This is a genomic window from Kitasatospora sp. NPDC092286, assembly GCF_044755565.1.
GTDB lineage: Bacteria > Actinomycetota > Actinomycetes > Streptomycetales > Streptomycetaceae > Kitasatospora.
The window spans coordinates 21,987-37,900 of sequence record NZ_JBIVRD010000006.1 but is presented as its reverse complement, the minus strand read 5'-3'; the positions used below and the strand labels follow the sequence as shown (position 1 = coordinate 37,900).

Genomic DNA, 15,914 nt, shown 5'->3' with positions numbered 1-15,914 from the left:
GGTCCGAGCGCTACTGCGGGACGATCACGTCCTGCGTGCCCGGGACCGTCCCGGCCAGCAGGACGGCGTCCACCGGGACGTTCCGCTTGACGATGGCCAGCGCGATCGGCCCCAGCTCGTAGTGGCGCGCCGAGGACGTGACGAAGCCCAGCGCCCGCCCGTCCGGGTCCGAGGCGAGATGCACCGGCGTCCCGTGCGGGGGCAGCGTCTCCTCGGTGCCGTCCAGGTGCAGGAAGACCAGCCGGCGCGGCGGCCGGCCCAGGTTGTGCACCCGGGCGACCGTCTCCTGCCCCCGGTAGCAGCCCTTCTGCAGATGGACGGCGGTGGTCAGCCAGTCCACCTCGTGCGGGATGGTCCGGTGGTCGGTCTCGAAGCCGAGCCGCGGCCGGTGGCCCTCGATCCGCAGCGCCTCGTACGCCCAGATCCCGGCCGCCGGTCCGTACCCCTCGACCAGCGTCTCCAGCTCGGCGCGCGGCAGGAAGAGGTCCCGCCCGTACGGCAGTTCGCGCACCGCGGCGGCGCCCTCGGCGGAGGCGGTGGAACCGGCCGGCAGATGGACCACCGCGTAGTCGGCGGTCGCGTCGGCGACCTCCACCCGGTAGAAGAACTTCATGCTCTCCAGGTAGCCGACCAGCTCCCGCTGGGTGCCCGGCTCGACGTGCGCCCAGGTGGTGGTTCCGTCGTCGACCAGGTAGAGGGCGTGCTCGACGTGCCCGTTCGGGGAGAGCACCAGCGCCTCGGTGGCCTGCTGCGCGGGCAGCGCGCTGACGTGCTGGGTCAGCAGCAGGTGCAGCCAGGCCAGCCGGTCCGCGCCGGTGACGGTGACCACGCCCCGGTGCGAGAGGTCCACGAAGCCCGTGCCCCGGGCCAGCTCGCGTTGCTCGCGGAAGATGTCGCCGTAGTGGGCGGCCACGCCCTCGTCGGTTCCCTCGGCGGGGACGGCACCGGGCAGCGCAAGCAGCGGGCTCTTCATACCGGCCAGCTTACGACTGGGCCCGCCGGTGCTCGGCGGCGCAGTCGGCGCAGCGGCCGAAGATGGCGAAGTGCTTGAGATCGGTGTCGAAGCCGTGCTGGGCGCGCAGGCTGTCGATCAGCGGCTGGGCGATCTCGGTCCCGGTCTCGGTGACCTTCTGGCAGTCCCGGCAGACCAGGTGCAGATGGTGGTGCCGGCCGGCCAGGTGGTAGGTGGGGGCGCCGTGGCCGAGGTGCGCGTGCGAGACCAGGCCCAGCTCCTCCAACAGGTCCAGGGTGCGGTAGACGGTGGAGATGTTGACACCGCTGGCGGTCTGCCGGACATGGCAGAGGATGTCGTCCGGGGTGGCGTGGTCGAGCACGTCGACCGCCTCCAGGACGAGCTGCCGCTGGGGCGTGAGGCGGTAGCCGCGCTCGCGCAGGTCGGCCTTCCAGTCGCCGGAGAGCTGCCAGTCGGTGGTTCCGGTGTCCGCCACGGTGCTGTCCCTGCCAAGGTCGGGGAGTCCTGATGCAAGTGTAGGGACCGGCCCGCGGCCGGTCCCTACCTCAAGCGCTGACGAGTCGTGCTCAGCGGAAGAACGCGATGCCGTCGTCCGGCAGGTCGTTGATGTCCTTGACCAGCTGGGCCGGGCTGAGCACCTTCTTCAGCTGCGCCGACATGTACGGGCGCAGCGGCACCTCGGGCGCGGCCTTCTCGCCGACCCAGAGCAGCTCCTCGTTGACGAAGCCGTACAGACGCTTGCCGCCGGAGTACGGCGCCGAGCCCTCGATCCGGGCCACCGCGTCGGTGGAGACGTCGATCTGGGGCTTGCCGTCGGCCAGCTCGCCGTACCAGATCTCCACGGTGCCGTCGTCACGGACGGAGGAGATCTCGATCCCGCGGGCACCGCCGGTGCCGTGCTGGTTGCTGGTGATGCGCCAGAACGCGTGCTCGTTCTCCAGGGGGCGGACCTTCTCGCCCTCGTTGTCCAGCACCCAGGTGCGGGAACGGAACTCCAGGAAGGGCCGGCCGTCGTGCCGGATGACGATCTCCTGGCCGAAGTTGCACTTCTCGGTGCCGGCGCCCTCTTCACCGGGCAGCGGCGCGTAGACGCCCGCGCCCTCCCAGGTGCCGAGGAGGAAGGCGAGCGGGACGACGTCCTTGTGGAGGTCAGAGGGGATCTCGATCATGTTCCTGGTCGCTGTCGTCGGTGTGGGGCTGCTTCAACCGTACGGCAGTCGACTCAGCGCTGGCCCTGGTACAGCTTCATCACCGAGAAGATGGCGAACCAGGTGATCAGCACGGCCATGAGGGCCAGCAGACCGTCGAAGAAGATTTCCAGACCGGACACGGGGGGCTCCCAGGGCGGCGACAGTGTGGTGGATTTTGCTGCCGCTCACTCTATCCGCCGGTCGTCGACGGGTCTCGGTGAGCCCCACCCCGTCGGAATTTCGCCGACACCCTAGGGTGTCGGCATGTCGTCGAACACGAAGCCGGGCCAGAAGAAGCTCGTCATCAAGGTCACCGCCGGGGCGGACGCGCCGGAGCGCTGTTCGCAGGCCTTCACGGTGGCCGCGGTGGCCGTCGCCAGCGGGATCGAGGTCTCGCTCTGGCTCACCGGGGAGTCCTCCTGGTTCGCCCTGCCCGGGCGGGCGGCCGAGTTCGAGCTGCCGCACGCGGCGCCGCTGCCGGACCTGCTGGAGTCGGTCCTGGCGGCCGGCACGGTCACCCTGTGCACCCAGTGCGCGGTGCGGCGCGGGATCGAGCAGAAGGACACCGTCGAGGGTGTCCGGATCGCGGGCGCGCAGGTCTTCGTCAGCGAGATCATGGCCGACGGCGTGCAGGCGCTCGTCTACTGACGTTCCTCGTGGTCGGGGCGGTCCCGGTCGTGGCCGGGGTCGTCCCACTTCGGGTCGTCCCAGCGCGGGTCGTTCCACCAGTCGTCCTCCGGGTCCCGCTTGTTGGCGAAGACCGCGGCGGCCGGTGGGATGACCATCGCGAAGACGCACATACCGATCGCGGCCGGGACGGACCAGAACCGCACCAGGCCCCAGGCCAGGACGAACAGCCCGAGGCAGACGCCCATCATGGCGAAGTAGTAGCGATGCCGCCGGCGTGCCTGCACACTTCCACGGTACGGCCGAGGGCCCCTGCCGGAGCAGGGGCCCTCACCGTCTTTCCGCGGCCGGATCAGACCGCGATCGCGACCTCGACCGGGACGCCCTGGGCGGCGACCACCTGGCGGTCCACGGTCTGGCCCGGGACGAGCGCGCGCAGCGTCCACTTGCCCGGGCGGGCGAAGAACCGGAACTGGCCGGTCGCCGAGGTGGGCACCTCAGCCGTGAACTCGCCGCCCTCGTCGAGCAGCCGGACGTAGCCGTTGACCGGCTCGCCGTCGCGGGTCACGGAACCCTGGATGATCGTCTCGTTAGCCACGTCAACTCCTGCCAGGTCCGGGCCGCCGGCCTTCGCACCGCACATGTTGGGTCTTCCCTTCTGACTTACGCGTGGAGCCGGTGGCTCAGTTACCGAGCTCGATCGGCACGCCGACCAGGCTGCCGTACTCGGTCCAGGAGCCGTCGTAGTTCTTCACGTTCTCCTGGCCGAGCAGCTCGTGCAGCACGAACCAGGTGAGCGCGGAGCGCTCGCCGATCCGGCAGTAGGCGATGGTGTCGACCGCCAGGTCGACGCCCGCGGCCTCGTACAGCGCCTTGAGCTCGTCGTCGCTCTTGAAGGTGCCGTCGTCGTTGGCGTTCTTCGCCCACGGGATGTTGCTGGCGGTCGGCACGTGGCCGGGACGCTGCGACTGCTCCTGCGGGAGGTGGGCCGGGGCGAGCAGCTTGCCGGAGAACTCGTCGGGCGAGCGGACGTCGACCAGGTTGAGGTTGCCGATGGCCTCGATGACCTCGTCGCGGAAGGCGCGGATCGAGGAGTCGGCGGCCTGCGCCCGGTACTCGGTGGCGGCGCGCTCCGGCACCTCGGCGACCAGGTCGCGGGAGTCCAGCTCCCACTTCTTGCGGCCGCCGTCCAGCAGGCGGACGTCACCGTGGCCGTACAGCTTGAAGTACCAGTAGGCGTACGAGGCGAACCAGTTGTTGTTGCCGCCGTACAGGACGACGGTGTCGTCGTTGGCGATGCCCTTGGCGCTGAGCAGCGCCTCGAAGCCGGCCTGGTCGATGAAGTCGCGGCGGACCGGGTCCTGCAGGTCCTTCTGCCAGTCGATCCGGACGGCGTTGCGGATGTGGTTCTTCTCGTACGCGGAGGTGTCCTCGTCGACCTCGACGATCACGACCTTCGGGTCGTCCAGGTGGGCCTGGACCCAGTCGGCGTCGACCAGGACGTCGCTGCGGCTCATGGTGATGTTCTCCATCCGGGGGCGGTTGGCGGAAGGTGCTGCTATCAGGATGCTGCGGGCTGCCCGGTGGCGGCGGTCCGAATTTCCGTCCGAATACTGGGACGGGGAGAGGTGTCCGGTACGGCCGGGCGCTGGTCTGCGGAGTGCAGGGGCGACGATCGGCCACACATACCGGGCCAGGTCACCGGGGGAATCGGCGGCGGGCGGCAACTGCCCTGCCAGGACGCCGAGTTAGCGCATTCGACACAGACAGGCGGCCACGCGGCACAGGTCTACCGCCCGCCGCTTCGTGAGGTCCGTCTGTCGCTTCATGCGGACGATGCTAGGGACATCGGACACCTGCTGTCATCAGCGTATCGAATGGTGAGACCAGATGCTTCGAATGTTGAGATTTGAGGATTTCACGGCCGGTGGGAACCGGCCACCGGCCGTGCCGGGCCCCTCACCGGGCGGGAACGACGCCGCTCCGCGGCCGACGATGGACAGCGCGTCTCGCGGAGCGGAACGGTGCGGAGACCGCGGGAGGGCCGGAGGAGGGGCCGGCGGCGGGAGGGGTCAGCCGATGACCTTGACGCCCTTGCCGTCGAAGGTCAGCCGGACGCCCTCCTCCTGCGGCGACACGCCGGCCAGGTGCAGCCCGGCCGGCATCGCGTCGAGGGTGAAACTCACCGGCTCGATCTTCTGGTTGGTGAGACCGGCCACCGCTCCGGCCACACCACTGAGCTGGAAGCCGTCCACCGTCACCGTGTTGCCCTGGCTGTGCAAGGAGCCTTCGCCGATCGGGAGCGGGCCCAGCGAGGCCTTGATCTTGCCCGGCCCGCCGTAGGAGAGGTTCAGCCGGGTGCTGGAGCCCCCCGAGAGCCGGGCCGCGTTCGGCACCATCTGGGCCGCCGGCGGCAGCAGCTGGGCCAGGTCCGCATAAGTGATCAGGCCGCTGCCGGTGCCGTTGTCCACCGTCGCGCTGGAGAGACTGCTGCTCACCGCGACGCCGGACAGCTCGGCCTTGAACGAGTGCAGCGCCACCTGGTGGCCGCCGTCCCCGACGGTCAGCCCCTCGGCGGAGACCCGGACGTCGTCCAGCTTCATCGACAGCACCTGGGTCAGGAAGGGGAAGCCCGCGATCGAGACGTCCGGGCGCTGGCTCATCCGGCCGCTCTTCACCATCTGGTCGGCGGCCTCGTCCTCGGCCACCCCGACCGCGATCCGGTCGGCGCCCACCAGCAGGCCGGAGAGCACCACCAGGCCGATCGTCGCCTTCAGCCAACCGCGCATCGCTCTCCCCCGTCGTGGCCTGTCGCCGTCGTCGTTCTCGTCGCCGCTGCTCGTCGTTCCGGTCCGGTGTCCGCCGGCCGCTCCGATGCGACCGCCCTCGTACGACCGTACGACGTCCCGCCCCGGAGCATGGTTCCGGCGCGGGACGTCGTACGGCTGCCAGCGGATGTCAGCCGGCCAGCAGCCGGGTGGCGATCCAGATCAACGGCGAGGCCACCGCCAGCGGCAACGCCACACCCGCCGTCATGTGCACGAACCGGGACGGGAAGTCGTACCCCGCCACCCGGCGGCCGATCAGCGCGCCGAGGCCGGCCAGGGCGCCCAGCGCGAGCGGCGCGCCCACCACCAGGCCCAGCAGCACCGCCGCCAGCACACCGAGCACCGGGCCCAGCCGCTTCGGACCGGGCAGCGGCGCCGCCGCCAGCACGGTGGCCAGCGCGACCGCGCCGACCGCCGCCGGCACCCAGTCGGCCAGCAGCAGCGCGGTGCAGAGCACGGTCACCACGGTGGCCGAGCCGAGCACGGTGAGCGCGTAGAACCGCTCCTTCGGGTCCGAGGGCCGGAACGTCTGAAGGACCAGGACCAGCAGGAAGAACCCGCCGAGGGCGCCGACCACGGCCGCCGCGCCGCCGTCGGAGTCCGCCAGCAGCACCGCCGCGTCCGCGGTGAAGCCGGCCAGCGCGGCGAGGGCGATGCCCTGACGGGCCGGCCACATGCCGTTCAGCCGGAACCAGCCGGCCGCGGTCAGCGCCTGGAGCAGCGCGACCACCAGGGCCAGCGCCACCTGCCCGAGCGCCGCTCCGGCGGCCAGCAGCGCGGCCGCGCCGGCGGTGATCAGCGCGGGCTGCAGACCCGGGTCGATGATCGGCGAGCCGGTCCGGGCGCCGGGCGCGGCGGGTGCGGAAGCGGGGGCAGGGGCGGGAACGGACTGCGCCGGGACCCCGTGACGCGGCCCGGCGGCCGGCCGGCCGGCCGGGGGCTGACCCGCGAAGGCGCCCGGAGGTGCGGGGGCCTTCGGGAGCTTGAGCGTCATGGTCGGCGGGTCGAAGACCGGCACCGGGGCCGGCGGGGGCACCGGGGCCGGCCCCGGGGCAGGCCCCGGGGCCGCCGCGGTCACCGGCGGGATCAGCGCCGTCGGCGCGTCGTCGAGGGGCGGCACCGGCGGGATCAGCGCCGTCGGCGCGTCGTCCACCGGCGGGACCGGCGGCAGCAGGGTCGTCGCCGCGTCGCCGACGGGCGGCTGCGCGTACTGCGGCCGGCCGTACTGCGCTTGTCCGGGCTGTGGTTGTCCGGGCTGTGGTTCTCCGTGCTGCGGCTGGCCGTACTGCTGCCCGTACTCCTGCTGACCGTGCGGCTGCTGACCGTACTGCTCGTACGCCGGGTAACCGCCGTACGGAGCCTGCCCCCCGGGCGCGCCCGGTTGCGGGTAGCCAGGCGCGTGGCCCGTGCCGGGGGCGTACGGCTGCGCCTCACGCCCCTGCTGCGAGTACGGCTCCGGCGCGTACCCCTGCTGGGGGGCGTACGGGTGCTGCGCCTGCGGGTACGGCAGGCCGCCCGCTTGGGCGTCCTGCGGGCCGCCGGGCCGCCGCCGACGTCTGCCGCGGCCTTCGTTCGCGTCGCTCATGTCGGTCACGCCGCTCACCCTCCCGCGAACGGCGGGAGCACCTCGACCGTCCCGCCCTCGGTGAGGGCGACGGTCGCGTGGTCACGGCCACCGACGGGCGAGCCGTCGACCAGATAGGAGCAGTGCCCGAGCAACTGGACGAGCTTCGGCCGGTCGGCGTGCCGCCGCCGGGCCGCCGTCAGCGCCTCCGCCAGGGTCGCCGCCTCGTACGGCTCCTCGGCCAGCCCGGCCTCGGACTTCGCCGCCGCCCAGTAGCGGATCGTCCCGCGCACCCGAGCGGCGCTCGCGGGCTCGGTGGTCGCGCCCATGGCAACCCCTTCTCGTCGTCCTCGCCCCGTCCCGGTACCCCGGTCCGGGTCCACACCGGGGCGGCCGCGCCACCACCCGAAAGAGGTACGCGCACGGTGCCGTCGATGCGCGTCCCATGATGGCGTGTCCGCCGCCGCGACCGGCAATCGCCCTGGCCCGGCGAGCGCCGACGGCCCGCTCGCACGGTGGCCGGGCACACCCGGAGCGCGCCCGGAACAGCCGGAGCGCCGCTTTCCGACCCTCCCGACGCGGGACCGGGTCGGCTATCCTCGATCCCTGAGGGATCCGGGCAGAGTCGCCCCCGGATCCTTTTGTGCTTTCAGGACGCCAGTACGGACGTTCGTGCGAATCGTCGGCCCACCCCCGGCGCGGAGCAGGAACCGCCCCGCCATTCGAGGCACAACGACGTGCCCGGGCCGGCCGGGGTGTCGGAAACCCGACGCCGGGCCGCCGCCCGACACGGGGACAGACCGGAAGGTTCGCGGGATGAGCAGGGCAGAAACGGTGCAGCAGGGGTTGCGGGACCTCTGTCGTACGCCCCGCTCCGCCGCGCACGCCGGCAAACCCTCCGGTCCCTGCCGGGCGCCCGCCCCCACCCCCTCCTCAGCACGAGCGCCATCCGGCTGTGGCGGCAGCCGTGACGCGACCGCGACGACCCGGAAAGGGGACTACCGGGTATGAGTTCTCTCCTCCTCCTCACCAATGCGCTGCAACCGTCCGCGGAGGTGCTGCCGGCCCTCGGCCTGCTGCTCCACAACGTCCGCGTGGCGCCAGCCGAGGGTTCCGCCCTGGTGACCACGCCCGGCGCCGACGTCATCCTGGTCGACGGCCGGCGCGACCTGCCGCAGATCCGCAGCCTCTGCCAGCTGCTGCGCTCGACCGGCATCGGCTGTCCGCTGATCCTGGTCGTCACCGAGGGCGGCCTGGCCGCCGTCACCGCCGAGTGGGGCATCGACGACGTCCTGCTGGACACCGCCGGCCCCGCCGAGGTCGAGGCCCGGCTGCGGCTCGCCCTGGGCCGGCTCAACGTGGCCACCGAGGACAGCCCGATGGAGATCCGCACCGGCGACCTCACGGTCGACGAGGCCACCTACTCCGCCAAGCTCAAGGGCCGGGCACTCGACCTCACCTTCAAGGAGTTCGAGCTGATCAAGTACCTCGCGCAGCACCCCGGCCGGGTCTTCACCCGGGCCCAGCTGCTGCAGGAGGTCTGGGGCTACGACTACTTCGGCGGCACCCGGACGGTCGACGTCCACGTCCGGCGGCTGCGCGCCAAGCTGGGCGTCGAGCACGAGCAGCTGATCGGCACCGTACGCAACGTCGGCTACCGCTTCGTCGTACCGGAGAAGCCCGACAAGGGCGAGCGCCCGGACCTCTCGCAGCGCTCCTCGGCGCCGCTGGAGGCCTGACCGGTCGGCCGGGCGAGGCTTCTCGCCCGGCTTGTCCGTATTCGCCCCGCCGCGTCCGCACCCCGCCCGCCGATAGCCCCAGGTGGCACTGCCCGGGCGGACACCACACGCGTAGACTCCCCTCCGTGGCCAAAGTGACGCGCGACGATGTAGCCCGACTGGCTGGTACCTCGACCGCGGTCGTCAGCTACGTCATCAACAACGGGCCGCGCCCGGTCGCGCCCGCGACCAAGGAGAAGGTCCTCGCCGCGATCGAGCAGCTCGGCTACCGGCCGAACAGCGTCGCCCAGGCGATGGCCTCCCGCCGTACCAACCTGATCGGCATGGTCGTCCCCGACGCCCGCCAGCCGTTCTTCGCCGAGATGGCGCACGCGGTGGAACGCGCCGCCTCCGAGCGCGGCAAGCTCGTGCTGATCGGCAACTCCGACTACGTGGACGACCGCGAGGTCCACTACGTCCGCGCCTTCCTCGGTATGCGGGTCTCCGGCCTGATCCTGGTCAGCCAGGGACCCTCGCAGCGGGCCGCCGAGGAGTTCGCCGCGATGGAGGGGGCGAAGGTGGTGCTGCTGCACCGCCGTCCCGAGGCGATCGACGATGTCGCGGTGGTCACCGACGACGTGGGCGGCGCCGAGGCCATCGTCCGCCACCTGCTGGAGGTACACGGACACCCGTACGTGGCCTGCTTCGGCGGCCCGGTCGAATCCCCGGCCCCCGGTGACCCGGTCATCGACCACGTCGAGGGCTGGCAGCGCGCCATGGACGCCCACGGCCTGCCCACCGAGCCGCACCTGATCGACGCGCCCTTCCACCGCTACGGCGCCTATGACGTCGCGCTGGGGCTGCTGCGCTCGGCCGACCGCCCGCCCGCGATCTTCTGCTCCACCGACGACCAGGCGATCGGCGTGCTACGGGCCGCCCGCGAACTCGGCCTGCGGGTGCCGGAGGACCTCGCGGTGGCCGGCTTCGACGACGTGCCCGAGGCCGCCCTCGCCGACCCGCCGCTGACCACCGTCGCCTCCGACCGCGACGCGATGGCCCGGGCCGCCGTGGACCTGGTGCTCGACGACTCGCTGATGGTGCCGGGCTCGGACACCGAACGGGTCCGGAAGTTCCCGTCCCGCCTGGTCATCCGCCGTTCCTGCGGCTGCGGCGGAACGGCCCCGGGCGCCACCGCCGAAGCGGAATAGCGCGATCCGGCCCGGCATCCGCCATCTACCGCCTGACCAGGCTTTATGAGAAGTCAACGGGCTTCTCGGGCCCTTCTGAGCCCGCTCTCATCCGATCCTCATCCAGCGGGCGGACGTTGGTCGACATGAGCGATCAGCAGCACGGCAGCGAGCAGTACGGACAGCGCGGGCAGGACGACCGGTACGACCCCTACGGCACGTACGACCCGGCCCGGCCCTCCCAGCCCCACGAGCCGTACGGCACGGACACCGCCCAAGGCGCCTACGCCGCCCACCCGGCTCCGCACGAGAACCGGATCATCCCGGGCACCGTCCTCGGGAGCACCGTCGCCGAGAGCACCGCCGGCCACGGCTACCGCGAGGACCACTCCCGCGGCGGCTTCGACAGCCCGCCGCCTCCCCCGCCCGCGGCGCCCCCCGTGCCGCCGGCCCCGCCCGCCGCCGGCGGACCGGGCACCCCCGGCGGCCACGGCGGCCGGGGCAGGCGCGGACTGCTGCGCGGCCGGGTCGCCCTGGTCACCGCCGTCGCGGCGGTCGCCGCCGTCCTCGGCGGGGTCACCGGCGGCGTCGTCGCCGCCGACGAGCACGGTTCCGGCACCCGCACCACCACCATCGCCAGCCCGGTCTCCGCCCGCTCGGACGGCAGCGCCGACGTCGCCGCCGTCGCGACCGCCGTCGCACCGAGCGTCGTCCAGATCACCGTGCAGGGCGCGAGCGGCACCGCCACCGGCACCGGCGTGGTCCTCAACAAGGACGGCCAGATCCTCACCAACTACCACGTGATCTCCGGCGCGGTCGACGGCGGCCGGCTCACCGTCACCTTCAAGGACGGCTCCACCACCCAGGCCACCGTCACCGGCACCGACAAGGCCCTGGACGTCGCCGTGATCACCGCGAGCGGCGCCAGGAACCTCGCCCCCGCCGTCCTCGGCGACTCCTCCGCCGTCTCGGTCGGCGACCCGGTCGTCGCCATCGGCAACCCCGAGGGCCTCACCGGCACCGTCACCTCGGGCATCATCAGCGCCGAGAACCGCGAGGTCACCGTCCAGGTCGACGAGAGCAGCACCAGCGGCAACGGCGGCTTCGGCTTCCCCAACCTGCCCGGCCTGCGCGGCGGCACCCCGCAGAGCAGCGGCGACACCACCACCTACAAGGCCTTCCAGACCGACGCCGCGCTCAACCCCGGCAACTCCGGCGGGCCGCTGATCAACGCGAGCGGACAGGTCATCGGCATCAACTCGGCGATGTACTCGGCCAACGGCTCCAACTCCACCGCCGGTGGCAGCAGCGCCGGCAGCGTCGGCCTCGGCTTCGCCATCCCGATCAACGACATCAAGCAGGTACTCCCGAAACTGCAGGCCGGCCAGAACATCTAGACGGACAATTGCAGTAATCCCGGCCCTCCGACCACGAGAAAGGGCAACCGCCCATGACCCCGTCCGCCGACGACCGCACCCCCGCCGAGTCCGGGCCCACCACCGCCCGGCTCCTCGTGGTCGACGACGAACCCGCCCTCCGGGACGCCCTGGAGAGCAGCCTCGCCTTCGAGGGCTACGAGGTCGCCACCGCCACCGACGGCTACGAGGCACTGGAGTCCGTCGAACGCGAGAAGCCCGACCTCGTCCTGCTGGACATCATGATGCCCCGGATGGACGGCCTCACCGCCGTCCGCCGGATGCGCTCCCGCGGCGACAGCGTCCCGGTGCTGATGCTCACCGCCCGGGACGCCGTCGGCGACCGGGTCACCGGCCTCGACGTCGGCGCGGACGACTACCTCGCCAAGCCCTTCGAGCTCGACGAACTGCTCGCCCGGGTCCGCGCCCTGCTGCGGCGCAACGCCCTCGCCACCGAGGCCGCCGCCCGGGCCGCGGCCGTCGAGGAGGACAACGAGGTCATGGCCTTCGGGGACCTGCGCATGAACACCGCCACCCGGGAGGTGACCCGGGCCGGCAAGCCGGTCGAGCTGACCCGGACCGAGTTCATGCTGCTGGAGATGTTCCTCTCGCACCCCCGCCAGGTCCTCACCCGCGAACAGATCCTCAAGGCCGTCTGGGGCTTCGACTTCGAGCCCTCCTCCAACTCCCTGGACGTCTACGTGATGTACCTGCGCCGCAAGACCGAGCAGGGCGGCATGCCCCGCCTCATCCAGACCGTACGCGGCGTCGGCTACGCCCTGCGCCCGGCCGCCGGCACCGGCGCGTGAGCAGCACGGCCCCCCTCCCGCCCCCGCCGTCGGCGCCGCCCCGGATCCCCCGCCGCCAACGCCTCCTCCGCTGGTACCGCGCCCAGTCGCTGCGCAGCCGGCTGACCTTCCTGACGGCGGCGGCGGTGGCGGTCGCCATCGCCCTCTCGGCGCTGGCCTGCTGGTTCATCGTGGAGCAGAAGCTCTACGACCAGGTGCAGGAGAACCTGTCCCGCGCCAAAGTGCCACCCCTTGAGCTGGTCGACCCGATCCGGCGCACCTACAGTCTGGGATTCTGCAGCACCTCGGTCGCGAAGGCCGAGGCCGCGGCCGAAACCGCCGCCAAGGCGAAGGCCAGGGAGATTCGTCCCGATATGATCGGCGGCGGATCAGCGGGAGGGGCCGGTCAGTTCACCACCGAGCTCTACAGTCCGAACGGGCAGATCTGCATTCCGGATGTCTCGCCCCCGAAGGGCGTCGAGGTCAAGGCCTCCGACCTGCTTGCCATCTCCCAGGGCAAGTACACCTACCGTGACGGCCGCTACGTCGACGGCACTCCCGCCAGGGTTCGGCTGAACGGCGTCCACGACGACGCGGGCAACAGGTTCGTCCTCCTGACCGCGACTCCGACCGACGCGGTCGAGAAGTCCCTCAACCAACTCGCCCTCATCCTCGGCGGCGTGGCCCTCGGCGGCGTCATCCTCGCCGGAGCGGCCGGCCGCCTGGTCGCCCGCTCCGCGCTCAGGCCCGTGGACCACCTCACCGACGTCGTCGAGCACATCGCCCGCACCGAGGAGGTCGGAGCCACCATCCCGGTTCGCGGCAGCGACGAGATCGCCCGTCTCTCCACCTCGTTCAACTCCATGAGCACCGCCCTCGCCAACTCCCGCGACCGCCAGACCCGGCTGATCGCCGACGCCGGGCACGAGCTCCGCACCCCGCTCACCTCGCTCCGGACCAACGTCGATCTCCTCATCCGCAGTGACGACACCGGCCGTCCGCTCCCCGCCGCCACCAGGACCAAGCTGCTCGGCAACATGAAGGCACAGATGCAGGAGCTCACCGTCCTGATCGGCGACCTGCTCCAGCTCTCCCGTCCCGACTCCCCCAAACCGATCCGGAACCTCACCGTCGTCGCGCTGCACGAGATAGCTCAACGAGCGGTCGAGCGCGCCAAGTTGCGCGGGCCGGGACTGGTCTTCGAGACCGACACCGAGCCCTGGTTCGTCCACGGCGACGCCGCCGCCCTCGAACGCGCGGTGATCAACCTGCTGGACAACGCCGTCAAGTACAGCCCGCCCGGCGGCACCGTCGAAGTACGGCTCCACCAGGGCGTGCTGACCGTCCGCGACCACGGCCCCGGCATCCCGCCGGACGAGCTGCAGTACGTCTTCGACCGGTTCTGGCGCTCGCCCTCCTCCCGGCAGCTCCCCGGCTCCGGCCTCGGGCTGTCGATCGTCGCGCAGAGCGTCCGCGAGGCCGGTGGCGAGGTGTCGCTCGGCCCGGCCGGGGACGGTGGCCCGGGCGCGCTCGCGACCGTACGGCTGCCGGGCGGCCCGGCTCCCGAGTAACGCCCGCGGACGGCGAAAGGGCGGGCGGGGCGCCCCGACAGCGCCCCGCCCGCCCTTTCCGGCTCTCGGTCAGCCGATGCCGCCGCCCGGGCCGATGACCTTGATGCGGTCCTGTGCCGGGGCCTGCAGCGGCGCGGCGGCCGAGCTGTGGGCGCCGAGGTAGGCGGCGAAGACGTCCAGGTCCGAGGCGCCGACCAGCTTGTCGGTGCCGGCCGCGAAGGCCGGGAAGCCGTCGCCGCCGCCGGCCAGGAACTCATTGGCCGCGACCCGGTAGGAGGCGGCCGGGTCGATCGGCGCGCCGTTCAGCCGGACCGAGTCGACCAGCACCCGGTCCGCACCCTTCTTGCGCATGTCCAGGGTGTAGGCCAGGCCCCTGGACGGCTGCAGGATCTTCGGCGAGGCCTCGTTGCCGCCGCTCACCTGCTGCTGGAGCAGCTGGAGCAGCTGGGCGCCGGTCAGCGTCTTGACCTGCATCATGTTGGTGAACGGCTGGACGGTGAACGCCTCGCCGTAGGTCACCACCCCGTCGCCCTCGGCGCCGCTGGCCTTGTAGACCAGGTCGGAGCGGATGCCACCGGGGTTCATGAAGGCGATCTGCGCACCGCCCTTGTCGGCGGGGGCCAGACCCTCCTGCTGCGCGTCGGCGATCAGGTCGCCCAGCGGCTTCTCCGGGTCGCTGTTGCCGCGGCCGTTGATGTCCGAGGCGATGTAGCCGACCGGGCGGTCGGCGATCGGCGCGGCCAGCTTGGAGTAGCGCGAGATCAGCGCCGTCATGTCCGGGGCCTTCTCGACCGTGCGGCGCACGATGTGGTTCTCGGCCTTGACCGACGGACGGACGATGGTGCCCGTGGTCTTGTCGAGCTTCAGGTCGATCTCGGTGTAGAGCCGGCCGAAGGAGGCGGCACTGGTCACCGAACGCGGAACGCCCTGCGGGTCGGGGATGGTGCAGGCGTACGCGTTGTGGGTGTGGCCGGTGACGATGGCGCCGATCGCCGGGTCCAGGTTCTTGGCGATGTCGACTATCGGGCCGGAGATGCCCTGACCGGCGGTGCCGCAGTCGTAGTTGTAGGTGCTGCTGGCCGGCAGGCCGCCCTCGTGGATCAGCGCGACGATCGAGTTGACGCCCTGCTTCTTCAGCTCGGCGGCGTACTTGTTGATCGTGGCGACCTCGTTGCCGAACTTCAGGCCCTTGACGCCCTCGGCGGTCACGATGTTCGGCGTGCCCTCCAGGGTCGCGCCGATGAAGCCGATCTTCACGCCCTGCGACTTGGTCACCCAGTACGGGGCCAGGACCGGCTTGCCGGTCTTCTCGTCGGTGACGTTGGCGGCCAGGTAGTTGAAGTTGGCGCCCTTGAACTTGCGGCCCTTCTCGTAGCAGCCGTCGACCGGGTGGCAGCCGCCGTTCTGAAGGCGCAGCAGCTCCTTGGCGCCCTCGTCGAACTCGTGGTTGCCGACCGCGGTGACGTCCAGGCCGAGCTTGTCCATCGCCTCGATGGTCGGCTCGTCGTGGAAGAGCGCCGAGGTCAGCGGGCTGGCACCGACGATGTCACCGGCGGCGACGGTGATCGAGTCGTCGGCGGGGATCCGGGCCTGGCGCAGCGCGGTGGCCAGGTACTCGATGCCACCGGCCGGGGTGCTGACCGGCCGGCCGGTCGCCGGGTCGATCTCCTGGATGGTGCCGGACGAACCGGCCGGGGGCTCCAGGTTGCCGTGGAAGTCGTTGATCGCCAGCACCTGGAGGTTGACGGTCTTCTGACGCTTGGCGTCCGCGGCCTGGGCGGCGGTCGGCACGACCACCGTGCCGAGCAGGCCGGCGGCGGCCGCGACGGCGAGCGCCGCGCGTCGGGATCTGACGGTGAGCATGAGGGTCCCCTGCACCTTGAGAGAGCGCCCAGCTGTGGACAGGTCCGGGTGGGCGAAGATGTCGTTGCGCGAATGCAGCCTAGAGTCAACGCGCGTAGCTGTCAGGACCCCGGACGTAACGACAGGGTTACCTACTGACGAATCGTCGCCGGACAATCGCCCCGGACAGCCGGCTCACCCCGCCCGGACC

General features: G+C 72.0%; 17 protein-coding genes. 6 read left to right on the top strand and 11 right to left on the bottom strand.

The genetic code is table 11. The annotated features are described in order from the left end of the window. Positions 1 to 10: 10 nt before the first annotated feature. The 3 genes from ACIQIB_RS07955 to ACIQIB_RS07945 all read right to left on the bottom strand — a co-directional run bounded on the left by ACIQIB_RS07955 (position 11) and on the right by ACIQIB_RS07945 (position 2,142). The gene (locus ACIQIB_RS07955; protein WP_363612914.1) at positions 11 to 973 is read right to left on the bottom strand and encodes a folate-binding protein; all 963 of its coding nucleotides are present in this window, start codon (positions 971 to 973) and stop codon (positions 11 to 13) included. Positions 974 to 983: 10 nt separating this feature from the next. After that, positions 984 to 1,448, bottom strand: coding sequence for a Fur family transcriptional regulator (locus tag ACIQIB_RS07950; protein ID WP_400757252.1), 465 nt, complete (start codon positions 1,446 to 1,448; stop codon positions 984 to 986). Between the two features lie 91 nt (positions 1,449 to 1,539). Next, positions 1,540 to 2,142 (bottom strand): FABP family protein, encoded by a 603-nt coding sequence (locus ACIQIB_RS07945; RefSeq protein WP_363612910.1) that lies wholly within the window; start codon positions 2,140 to 2,142, stop codon positions 1,540 to 1,542. 285 nt (positions 2,143 to 2,427) lie between these two features. On the opposite strand from ACIQIB_RS07945, the gene ACIQIB_RS07940 reads away from it, so the two are divergent. Next, positions 2,428 to 2,811, top strand: coding sequence for a DsrE family protein (locus tag ACIQIB_RS07940; RefSeq protein WP_363612908.1), 384 nt, complete (start codon positions 2,428 to 2,430; stop codon positions 2,809 to 2,811). On the opposite strand, the gene ACIQIB_RS07935 is transcribed toward ACIQIB_RS07940, so the two are convergent. The 7 genes from ACIQIB_RS07935 to ACIQIB_RS07905 form a co-directional block, all read right to left on the bottom strand. Beyond that, positions 2,805 to 3,077 (bottom strand): DUF3099 domain-containing protein, encoded by a 273-nt coding sequence (locus ACIQIB_RS07935; RefSeq protein ID WP_363612906.1) that lies wholly within the window; start codon positions 3,075 to 3,077, stop codon positions 2,805 to 2,807. The genes ACIQIB_RS07940 and ACIQIB_RS07935 overlap by 7 nt on opposite strands. Before the next feature lie 65 nt (positions 3,078 to 3,142). Then, a complete protein-coding gene (locus tag ACIQIB_RS07930; RefSeq protein WP_363612904.1) occupies positions 3,143 to 3,433 on the bottom strand; it encodes a DUF1416 domain-containing protein in 291 nt (96 codons plus the stop codon). Between the two features lie 40 nt (positions 3,434 to 3,473). Next, positions 3,474 to 4,307, bottom strand: a complete 834-nt coding sequence (locus tag ACIQIB_RS07925) for a sulfurtransferase (protein WP_363612902.1) — start codon at positions 4,305 to 4,307, stop codon at positions 3,474 to 3,476. Between the two features lie 231 nt (positions 4,308 to 4,538). Continuing rightward, positions 4,539 to 4,619 carry an Ms5788A family Cys-rich leader peptide gene (locus ACIQIB_RS07920; RefSeq protein WP_350517234.1) on the bottom strand — a complete coding sequence of 27 codons (81 nt, stop codon included), beginning with the start codon at positions 4,617 to 4,619 and terminating at the stop codon, positions 4,539 to 4,541. 243 nt (positions 4,620 to 4,862) lie between these two features. Further along, positions 4,863 to 5,579, bottom strand: coding sequence for a DUF2993 domain-containing protein (locus ACIQIB_RS07915; RefSeq protein ID WP_363612900.1), 717 nt, complete (start codon positions 5,577 to 5,579; stop codon positions 4,863 to 4,865). A gap of 169 nt (positions 5,580 to 5,748) precedes the next feature. Beyond that, entirely contained in the window at positions 5,749 to 7,212 is a 1,464-nt protein-coding gene (locus ACIQIB_RS07910; protein WP_400757250.1) for a hypothetical protein, read from the bottom strand. A 5-nt stretch (positions 7,213 to 7,217) separates the two neighbouring features. Continuing rightward, positions 7,218 to 7,511 carry a MoaD/ThiS family protein gene (locus ACIQIB_RS07905; protein WP_363612898.1) on the bottom strand — a complete coding sequence of 98 codons (294 nt, stop codon included), beginning with the start codon at positions 7,509 to 7,511 and terminating at the stop codon, positions 7,218 to 7,220. Positions 7,512 to 8,189: 678 nt separating this feature from the next. On the opposite strand from ACIQIB_RS07905, the gene ACIQIB_RS07900 reads away from it, so the two are divergent. From ACIQIB_RS07900 to ACIQIB_RS07880, 5 genes are all read left to right on the top strand, one after another. Continuing rightward, a complete protein-coding gene (locus tag ACIQIB_RS07900; RefSeq protein WP_363612896.1) occupies positions 8,190 to 8,921 on the top strand; it encodes a response regulator transcription factor in 732 nt (243 codons plus the stop codon). 125 nt (positions 8,922 to 9,046) lie between these two features. Continuing rightward, the gene (locus ACIQIB_RS07895) at positions 9,047 to 10,108 is read left to right on the top strand and encodes a LacI family DNA-binding transcriptional regulator (RefSeq protein WP_363612894.1); all 1,062 of its coding nucleotides are present in this window, start codon (positions 9,047 to 9,049) and stop codon (positions 10,106 to 10,108) included. 125 nt (positions 10,109 to 10,233) lie between these two features. Continuing rightward, complete coding sequence (locus ACIQIB_RS07890) at positions 10,234 to 11,484, top strand: S1C family serine protease (RefSeq protein ID WP_400757249.1); 1,251 nt, start codon at positions 10,234 to 10,236, stop codon at positions 11,482 to 11,484. Between the two features lie 53 nt (positions 11,485 to 11,537). Beyond that, entirely contained in the window at positions 11,538 to 12,311 is a 774-nt protein-coding gene (locus tag ACIQIB_RS07885; RefSeq protein ID WP_363612890.1) for a response regulator transcription factor, read from the top strand. Then, the gene (locus tag ACIQIB_RS07880) at positions 12,308 to 13,861 is read left to right on the top strand and encodes a sensor histidine kinase (protein WP_400757248.1); all 1,554 of its coding nucleotides are present in this window, start codon (positions 12,308 to 12,310) and stop codon (positions 13,859 to 13,861) included. Before ACIQIB_RS07885 ends, ACIQIB_RS07880 begins: the two co-directional genes overlap by 4 nt. Positions 13,862 to 13,930: 69 nt before the next feature. On the opposite strand, the gene ACIQIB_RS07875 is transcribed toward ACIQIB_RS07880, so the two are convergent. Then, a complete protein-coding gene (locus ACIQIB_RS07875; RefSeq protein ID WP_400757247.1) occupies positions 13,931 to 15,724 on the bottom strand; it encodes a bifunctional metallophosphatase/5'-nucleotidase in 1,794 nt (597 codons plus the stop codon). Positions 15,725 to 15,914: the final 190 nt, after the last annotated feature.